This window comes from Maribacter sp. (genome assembly GCA_020629415.1).
Taxonomy (GTDB): Bacteria; Bacteroidota; Bacteroidia; order Flavobacteriales; family Flavobacteriaceae; genus Maribacter; species Maribacter huludaoensis.
Window position 1 is genome coordinate 64,315 of the sequence record JAHDDL010000021.1, and the last position, 8,914, is coordinate 73,228.

Annotated in this window: 7 protein-coding genes, 1 tRNA gene and 1 pseudogene; 3 read left to right on the top strand and 6 right to left on the bottom strand. The window is 36.5% G+C overall.

The features are described from left to right. Positions 1-7 precede the first annotated feature (7 nt). A complete protein-coding gene (gene rimP, locus QZ657_RS10155) occupies positions 8-469 on the bottom strand; it encodes a ribosome assembly cofactor RimP (RefSeq protein ID WP_291966672.1) in 462 nt (153 codons plus the stop codon). A gap of 223 nt (positions 470-692) precedes the next feature. Here rimP and QZ657_RS10160 point away from each other — a divergent pair, with 223 nt between their 5' ends. Then, the gene (locus tag QZ657_RS10160; protein WP_291966674.1) at positions 693-2,018 is read left to right on the top strand and encodes a cation:proton antiporter; all 1,326 of its coding nucleotides are present in this window, start codon (positions 693-695) and stop codon (positions 2,016-2,018) included. Between the two features lie 31 nt (positions 2,019-2,049). Here QZ657_RS10160 and QZ657_RS10165 read toward each other — a convergent pair whose 3' ends face one another. Together QZ657_RS10165 and QZ657_RS10170 are read right to left on the bottom strand one after the other, a co-directional pair. Next, positions 2,050-2,382 (bottom strand): hypothetical protein, encoded by a 333-nt coding sequence (locus tag QZ657_RS10165; protein ID WP_276471544.1) that lies wholly within the window; start codon positions 2,380-2,382, stop codon positions 2,050-2,052. Between the two features lie 246 nt (positions 2,383-2,628). Then, positions 2,629-2,699, bottom strand: a tRNA-Gln gene (locus QZ657_RS10170). A 167-nt stretch (positions 2,700-2,866) separates the two neighbouring features. Here QZ657_RS10170 and QZ657_RS10175 point away from each other — a divergent pair. Beyond that, positions 2,867-6,190 (top strand): DUF2723 domain-containing protein, encoded by a 3,324-nt coding sequence (locus QZ657_RS10175; RefSeq protein ID WP_291966676.1) that lies wholly within the window; start codon positions 2,867-2,869, stop codon positions 6,188-6,190. 72 nt (positions 6,191-6,262) lie between these two features. Here the strand turns inward: QZ657_RS10175 and QZ657_RS10180 are convergent, their stop codons facing one another. From QZ657_RS10180 to QZ657_RS10190, 3 genes are all read right to left on the bottom strand, one after another. Beyond that, positions 6,263-6,559, bottom strand: coding sequence for a thioredoxin family protein (locus QZ657_RS10180; protein ID WP_276471542.1), 297 nt, complete (start codon positions 6,557-6,559; stop codon positions 6,263-6,265). Positions 6,560-6,651: 92 nt separating this feature from the next. Then, positions 6,652-7,881 (bottom strand): metallophosphoesterase, encoded by a 1,230-nt coding sequence (locus tag QZ657_RS10185; RefSeq protein ID WP_291966678.1) that lies wholly within the window; start codon positions 7,879-7,881, stop codon positions 6,652-6,654. A 57-nt stretch (positions 7,882-7,938) separates the two neighbouring features. Further along, the gene (locus QZ657_RS10190) at positions 7,939-8,661 is read right to left on the bottom strand and encodes a copper homeostasis protein CutC (protein WP_276471540.1); all 723 of its coding nucleotides are present in this window, start codon (positions 8,659-8,661) and stop codon (positions 7,939-7,941) included. A 41-nt stretch (positions 8,662-8,702) separates the two neighbouring features. On the opposite strand from QZ657_RS10190, the pseudogene QZ657_RS10195 reads away from it, so the two are divergent. Continuing rightward, positions 8,703-8,914: pseudogene (locus QZ657_RS10195) on the top strand (glycosylasparaginase); the annotation flags it as partial.

Genomic DNA, 8,914 nt, shown 5'->3' on the forward strand with positions numbered 1-8,914 from the left:
ATTACAATTAAAATTTTAATACAACTTTTGCTTTAATAATATCTGAAAAATTTACTTCTTCTTTTTTCTGAACGGTCACCTTCCCCTTACCTATTGGCTTAGGCTCCCTAGCTTTCCATTCCAAAACAATAGAATCATCATTTACGGCGGTCAAATTCCCCTCAAACTTATTGTCGTTTGTACGAACTTCAAGTTTTCTGCCCACATTTTTAATGTATTGACGAGGCATAACCAACGGTGCCGATGCACCCGCAGAGGCAACCTCTAGCGAAAAATCATGTTCGTCACGATCCAAATTATGCTCGATCGCCCTACTTATTTTAATACAATCACTGACCGTAACCCCATGGTCACCGTCTATTACCACATGAATGCTATTATCAGCACCCATTGTGAAATCGATTAAAAATAGGGAGGGGTCTTCCTGAAGACCTTGATCCAATAATTCCTTTACTTTTTCCTTTAGCATAAATAATAAGTAATAAAAGAGGGGACTAATTGTCCCCTCATGAATACTTTTATATCCTTTCAGCTTTGCAAATATACAATAAATTTAATTTCCTACAATAGACTAATTACACCTAATTCATTCACTATGAAAAGAATCAAAACAGATAATTAAAATATAACAATTAATATACGTTTTAATAATTATCTTATTTTTAGCCCAACACCAACCAAAAAATTATAAAATGGAAATTCTTTCGTCCTATAACCTAATTATAGGAGCTTCTTTAATTGTTGTACTATCCTTCTTTTTTAATGGCATCTCAAAAAAAACCAATATACCGGCAGTGCTTATGCTCATTGTCCTAGGCATATTAATTAAAATAGGTCTTGAAATTTTTATACCTGAAATACCTGACTTTAAAGGGTCACTTGAAATTCTAGGCACGGTAGGTCTTATCATGATAGTGTTAGAAGCCGCCTTAGAACTAGAATTGAAAAAGGAAAAATTATGGCCTATTCTAAAATCTATGGCCATCGCTTTAATTGGCCTAGTAGGTTCTGCATATGTTGCCGCTCTAATCCTTTATCAGTTTATACCAAATATGACTATGCAATCTGCCTTGTTATATGCCACGCCGCTATCCATTCTATCAAGCGCTATAATTATACCAAGCGTAGGCGGTTTAAGTGAACAGAAAAAAGAATTCCATATTTACGAAAGCACCTTTTCTGACATTATGGGTATTATGATGTTCTATTTTTTAACGGGAAAACTAAACCCGGCCGAAGATACCGGAGTTGTTGGTTTTAGCATAAATTTCGCCGTTACCATAGTTATAGCATTGGTTGCCAGCTATGCTATTATATTAGTTTTTCAACGCATAAAAAGCCAGGCAAAATTATTCTTGCTTATATCAGTATTACTCCTTCTTTATGCAATAGGCAAAAAAATGCATTTATCATCCTTAATAATCATATTGGTATTTGGTTTGATCGTAAAGAATGTCAACTTATTTTTTCCAGGCAAAACAAAAATCTTTCTTGAAAAGGAAAGAATGCAACAAATTTATCACGAGCTGCATATAGTTACGCTAGAAACTGCATTTGTAGTCAGAACCTTTTTCTTTGTGATTTTTGGCATCACCATAGTACTATCATCTTTACTTAGCGTTAACGTTGCCATTGTAAGCTTGCTAATAATTGCCTCTATTTACGCCATCCGATTTTTGATCTTGATGGTTTTTGTTGGAAAAGATATGTTGCCCCAATTATTCATAGCCCCTAGAGGATTAATTACCGTATTGCTATTTTATGCCATACCTGCAGAAGCTCAGATTGAAGGATTTGAATCTGGCATCTTGTTATTTGTAATTATAGCCACAAGCTTAGTAATGACATGGGCCATGATTCGTGATAAACGAAAAATGGGTACTATGCTAGATGAAATTGATGAAGAAATTATTGAAAGAAACTTAGCCGAGGATGCTATTAGAGAAACTGAAGATGAAGATTACCAAGAAATGGACAAGGCAACTATAGACAAAATAGAACCCAAGAACACTCATTGAGTGATATCTTATACAACATCAACCATAAAGACTATTGGGGCATAAAAGATGCATGCACCTCAACTTGATCGCTGTACGCCTGAGGCTCTGAATCTTCTATACTATCAACTTCTTTACGAAAACGAAGTATCATCAGAGTATCCAATTGTTGATCTATACTATCTTTCAACACCCTCCAATTAGAGGAGTTCATTTTGTTGTTATATTCCATTATCTTATTAAAGCGATCTAAATTATAACGATTGGCTTTCCAAGCATGGGCAGTACTTTCTTCATGTTTTAGATCTTGCAGATAAAAGCCGATCCCAAATCCAAGTACAACAACGATTAATAATATTTTTAAAACTTTTGGAGAGAGTTTCATAGGGCTAAGTTCTTTAGGGTACCAAAGTATATAATAACAAAATCGAAATGGTTTCTTTTCCGATGTATTTGTAACGTTATCGGTTTAAATGTACAAAAATACTGACACAACGGTTATCAACACTTAACATTCCGTACTGAAATATGTATAAGTACGAAGGTCAGACAATTAGAATACAATTAAAATGACATAAATCATAAAAATAAAAAATCCTGACATCAAATGACATCAGGATTGCTCTCTTAGTTGGCCCACAAGGACTCGAACCTTGAATGACGGTACCAAAAACCGGAGTGTTACCATTACACCATGGGCCAATACCTTTTAAGAGGCTGCAAATTTAAAACAAAGTTTTGTTTCACCAAACATTTTTTCAAGTAAAAATGAAAAAAATCTACTTTACCTGTGTTAAAGGTTTATAAAAATAGTTCATTCCTTTCTAGATTAATTAGTAAATTCGCCACTTAGGTTTAACCCAAGCTTCATGTTTTCAAAGAACTACCACAAGTGGGACACCATATTAGGATGGTCCGTATTTTTTATCGCCTTTATTACGTATTACATTACCGTAGAACCCACCAATAGTTTTTGGGATGCGGGAGAGTATATAGCAACGGCGGCCAAGCTTCAAGTGGGCCACCCGCCCGGGGCGCCATTGCTACAGATGATAGGTGCCTTTTTTGCAATGTTCGCCTTAGAGCCAAGTCAAATCGCAATGATGGTCAACTTGGTATCCGGTGTATCAAGCGCATTCACCATTTTATTTATGTTCTGGACGATTACAAACATTACCAGAAAATTAATTGAAAAAGATGGTCCTTTTACCAATAGTAAAGCAATAGCCGTTTTTGGTAGTGCCCTAGTTGGTTCATTGGCCTTCACCTATTCAGATAGTTTTTGGTTCAACGCCGTAGAAACCGAAGTATATTCAATGGCAAGTTTCATTATGGCCTTATTATTATGGTTAGGGCTGAAATGGACCGATAACCTACATGATCCCCGTGGCAATAAATGGCTCGTGTTAATTTCTTTTGTGGTAGGATTGACTTTCGGAGTTCAATTTATGGGCTTTTTGGCAATCCCTTCAATTGGCCTACTTTATTATTTTAAAACCTACCAAAAGACTACAGTAAAGAACTTTTTACTGGCCAACGTCATTGTTATTGCCATTTTAATGTTGGTATATAAATTTTCACTTACCTACGTTCTTAAATTATTTGGCTGGGGAGAAGTATTCTTCATTAACAGTATTGGGCTACCATTTAATTCTGGGTCTATAATAATAGGTCTCCTCTTCATATCGGCATTTTACTTTGGTCTAAACTATACACGCAAGAACAATTATAGAACAGGCAATACCATTGTTTTATGTTTAATGTTTTTATTCCTAGGTTTTTCATCATGGTTAATGTTACCCATTAGAGCAAATGCCAAAGTTGTCATCAATGAAAACAATCCAGAAGATGCAAGAGCACTACTAGCATATTACAATAGAGAGCAATACCCGGGTGTAGACAGCCCTGTTTATGGCACCTATTATTCAGATATGTTTGCACCGGCAGGTGAAGACCAAGACGGAAAACCCAAATATGAAAAAGATTATACTTTAGGAAAGTACATTATAGTAAATAAATACAAAGATGCCGTTCAAGGCCCCAATCCTAAACACCAAGGATTGTTACCAAGAATGTGGAGTTCACAAAATGCAGAGAACTACATGCGCTATTTTGGCGCCTTAGATTTTAGGATCACACAACCAAATCAAGAGTTAAGGCAAGCTGCAGAACAGGTTAAAATTGGTTTTGCCAACGGTGAGATCGGTGCCGATCAATACATAAGCTTCCTAAAACGTTTTGATGAGTATATAGAAGTACAACCACCTACCTTATGGGACAATGTTAAGTATATGTTCGAATTTCAGTTCAACTACATGTATCTACGTTATTTCATGTGGAATTTTGTTGGAAAACAAAATGATGTTCAGGGTCGATATAATGAAAATGGAAACTGGTTAAGTGGCATCAATGTAATTGATAGTATTAGATTAGGCAGTCAGGATAATTTACCTAGTGATATTCAAAACAACCCAGGTAGGAACACCTATTTCTTTTTGCCATTAATTCTAGGAATTATTGGTATTGTTTTTCAACTTTCAAAAGACAAAAAGCAATTCTGGGTATTATTGATGTTCTTTCTGTTTACCGGATTGGCCATACAATTTTATACGAACCCAGGCATATTTCAACCTCGTGAACGAGATTATTCCCTTGTAGGATCCTTCTATGTCTTTGCCCTTTGGATCGGTTTAGGAGTATATGGGTTGTATGATAGTTTTAAAGAATGGATCACCCCTAAAATATTAGCCCCTGCTGTAGTTATAGTAACATTGCTTGCGGTACCAACGGTAATGGCAGTACAAAACTGGGACGACCATGATAGATCAGGTAAATTCACGGCAAACTCGTCTGCAAAGGCATATTTAGATTCTTGCCAAGAAGATGCAGGTGCTATTTTATTTACCATTGGAGATAACGATACGTTCCCAATTTGGTACGCACAAGAAATTGAACATTACAGAACGGACGTTCGTGTAGTATGTACCAGTCTTTTTGAAACAGATTGGTATGTTGACCAAATGAAAGCTGCAGCTTACGAAAGCGCGCCAATACCTTCACAAATTACTCATGAGAAATACAGGTGGGGATCAAGAGATGTGCTATACCACCAAGGCATTACGGAAAACAGATGGCCCATTAAAGATTTTATTAACTGGATCGATAGTGATAAACCAAGAACTAAACTAAAGTACTTGTTTGAGCAAAATGGCGCAGACCTTAGTCAATATTCAGAAGACACTCAAAACATGGTATACTACCCTACCAATAAAATTAGGGTGCCTGTAAACAAACAAAATGTATTGAGCAGTGGCTTGGTGAAAGAAAAAGACGCCGACCAAATTGTTGATTTCATTGATATAGATCTACCAGGTGCTATTACCAAAAAAAGCATGATGATGCTTGACATCTTAGCGAACAATGACTGGAAACGTCCTTTATACTTCTCTGGAGGTAGTTTTGATGATGCCGAATACCTTTGGATGAAAGATTACCTTCAACTAGATGGTTTGGCATATAAACTAGTGCCTATCCGTACAGAAAGACCTAATGCTTTTGAACTAGGAAGAATAGATACCGAATTAATGTATGATATTGTTACCGGTTGGGATTGGGGCAATGCAGGTGGCGACATTTACCACGATACACAAACCCGTATTCAAAGCGTATCCTTTAGAGGTAATTTAGCTCGTTTAACAGAAGCGTTGATCAAGGAAAACAAAATGGACAAGGCGAAAGATATCATCGAAATTTCCTTGACCAATATGCCTGTAGATAAATTTGGATACTATACACTTGTAGAACCTTTTATAGATGGCTATTACAAAGTTGGTGAAAACCAAAAAGCGCGTGCTCTTTTTGAAAAGTTAAAAGGCAAGTACCAAGAACGATTGGAGTATTACGCTTCCACAAGCTTGGATGAACAATACAGTAATATTGACGATATCATAGCAGATATGGAGGCCTATAGACGTAATATAGATATGATCATCACCAATGACAGTGAAGACATTGCAGAAAAAGAGACCTTAATCTTTAATGAGTACATTGATAAATTCCAGCATTTTTATAAGGACGAGGATGATATGGACATGCGCGAAGAAATGCAACAGGGCGATCCCGATATGATGGACACCGTACCGGTTTCCGATACCATTTTACCGGATAATACGAAGACCGAAATTATAGAATAGATATTATAAATGGTCACAAAAAAAAGCTTTGAGCACAAACTCAAAGCTTTTTTTATTTCTATATGTTATGTTTTAAACGTATTCTTTAAGAATACCCATTAACGTAGTAGCATCTTGCTCACCACTTTGTCTCCATACCATTTCTCCTTTTTTGTAGATCATAAGTGTAGGCAAGCCTTTAACACGCAAAGCCTGAGAAAGCTCTTTGTTCTTATCTACATCTATCTTTATGACCTTACCTCTACTACCAAGTGCAGCGGCTACATCCCTTAATACAGGATGCATTGCAGTCGACTGTTCGTTCCACTCTGCATAAAAATCCAGAAGAACAGGTACATTTAAATCTATTAGTTCACCAAATTTGGACATATAAAATGCTTTTCTTTGTTAGCCAAATGTAATAAAAATTGTTAAAATACTACTCTTAGCGGGCTAATTGTAGCATCGTAAAAGGGTTAAAATCATGTTAATGCCTTTTTCTTTAAAGTTATCACGGTAATTTCTGGCCAAATGCCTACCCTACCCGGATATCCTAAAAAACCAAAACCTCTGTTCACATTAATGAACTGCCCCATTTCTTTGTAAATGCCCGCCCAATAAGGGTATCTCCATTTCACCGGACTCCATTTGATCCATCCAGGTATTTCTATACCAAATTGCATACCATGGGTATGACCACTTAATGTCAGATGATAATGGTAGTCATCTTTTATAACTTCCATTTCCCAATGAGAGGGGTCATGGCTCATTAAAATTTTAAAATCATTTTCTTCTATCTGTGAAGCGGCCTTCTTGAGATCACCGGCCTTTTTAAAGCCGCCTTTACCCCAATTCTCTACTCCTACTAGGGCAATTTTATCATCACCTCTTTTAAGATATCTATGCTCGTTAAGCAACAGATCAAAACCCATCTGCTTCTGTAATGTTTTAAGATCTTCTAGATTTTGATGTTTCAGTTCTTCTGTATCCCAAGGGATATAATCACCGTAATCATGGTTTCCTAAAACCGAAAACTTACCATCTTTAGCATGAAGGGTACTGAACAGATCTGCCCAAGGTTCCATTTCAGAAGTCATATTATTCACCATATCACCTGTAAAAAGCAATACATCACTTTTTTGCTTATTTATAAGGTCTACTGCGTACTCAATTTTTTTCCTGTCATCAAAACTACCACTATGTATATCAGATATTTGGGTAATTTGATAGCCGTGAAAACTATCAGGTAGATCATCGAACTCCAAATCATATTTCAATACTTTAAAATTGTACTTACCCTTGTACATACCATACAAAAGCGCGCCAAATGGTATGGCGGCCACACCTAAGGCCAACAAGCTCAGAAACCTTCTACGGGCAGGAAGTCCAAATTGTTTTTCCTCACCAAATAACTTTTGATATAGTCCAGAAATAAGGCGATACATATCTTCAGAAAACAGAAACAGAATAGTAATGATATTGAAAGTCAACATGGTCAATAAAAATCCGAAAGCATAACTCTTAGAAATACTTAGAACACGGCCTGTCTCTTCTCCAACTGAAAATTGGTAGATGAAATTTAACATAACCGCTAATGAAACCACAATATAAATCCACGACCACCATGGTTGTCTAGTAATGGTTTTTAATGCCTGCAGCACATAAAAACTTAAGGCAACATAAGCTATGACGAAAATAAACCAACGTATCATGATAGAATTTTTTACAAAGATATCTGTATCACAGCGGTATATGTGCTCATTTGCAATTTATTTAACCTTAGCCACAACTGCATTAATATTTTCCAATTGCGTAATGGCAACATGATCATCGCTCAAAAAGCCTTCCGAGTTCATTGATATATTAGGTTTATTAAGTATTGTTTTAACCAAAGCTGTTCCCGATAAATGAACGGCACTAAATCCCCTGGTTTTAAAAGTTTCAACATTACCAGCGTTTATACCAGATCCAGGCATAATCTGTACGCTCTTGCTTTTCTTCTTTAATTCCGATAAAAGGTCTACTCCCAAAAGTGCCGAATTTTGTTGACCTGATGACAATATATAATCTACCTGCATAGCATCCAGCTTTTGTAATGCTTCAAACGGATTTTCAATCCAATCAAAAGCCCTATGAAATGTAAATTTCAACTCACCTGCCGCATCTTTTAAGATTTGCGTTCTATCCGCATCCAACAAAAAATCGCTTAATAAAACCCCCGATACAATTCCGTCAAATCCCATTTCAACACAAAGTGCAATATCGGCAAGCATAATATTGAATTCATCATCTGAATACGTAAAATCTCCACTTCTAGGTCTTATCAGTACATGCACCGGAATAGATACTTGCTCTTTCACAGCTTTCAACAACCCGTAAGAAGGAGTTAGTCCGCCCACCGCCAATTCCGAACACAACTCAATACGGTCTGCTCCAGCCTGTTCCGCGACCAAGGCAGATTCTAAGGAATTTGCACAAACTTCTACTATCATATTGCTATATTTAAAGTTACTAAATGTAAAGAACCCATCTCATGAAAAGAAGAAAGTTTCTAAGAAATTCTAGCACCGTAGCCACGGGTATCGTCTCTGCTCCCATATTAGCTTCATATAAAGAAATGCCCCAAACTGAAAAAGCAGATAATGCACCTGTACTACCCATAGCTATTTGCACTTGGGATTTTGGAAATGCAACTGCCAAAGCATGGGAAGTTCTAGAAAAAGGTGGCACCGCACTAGATGCCGT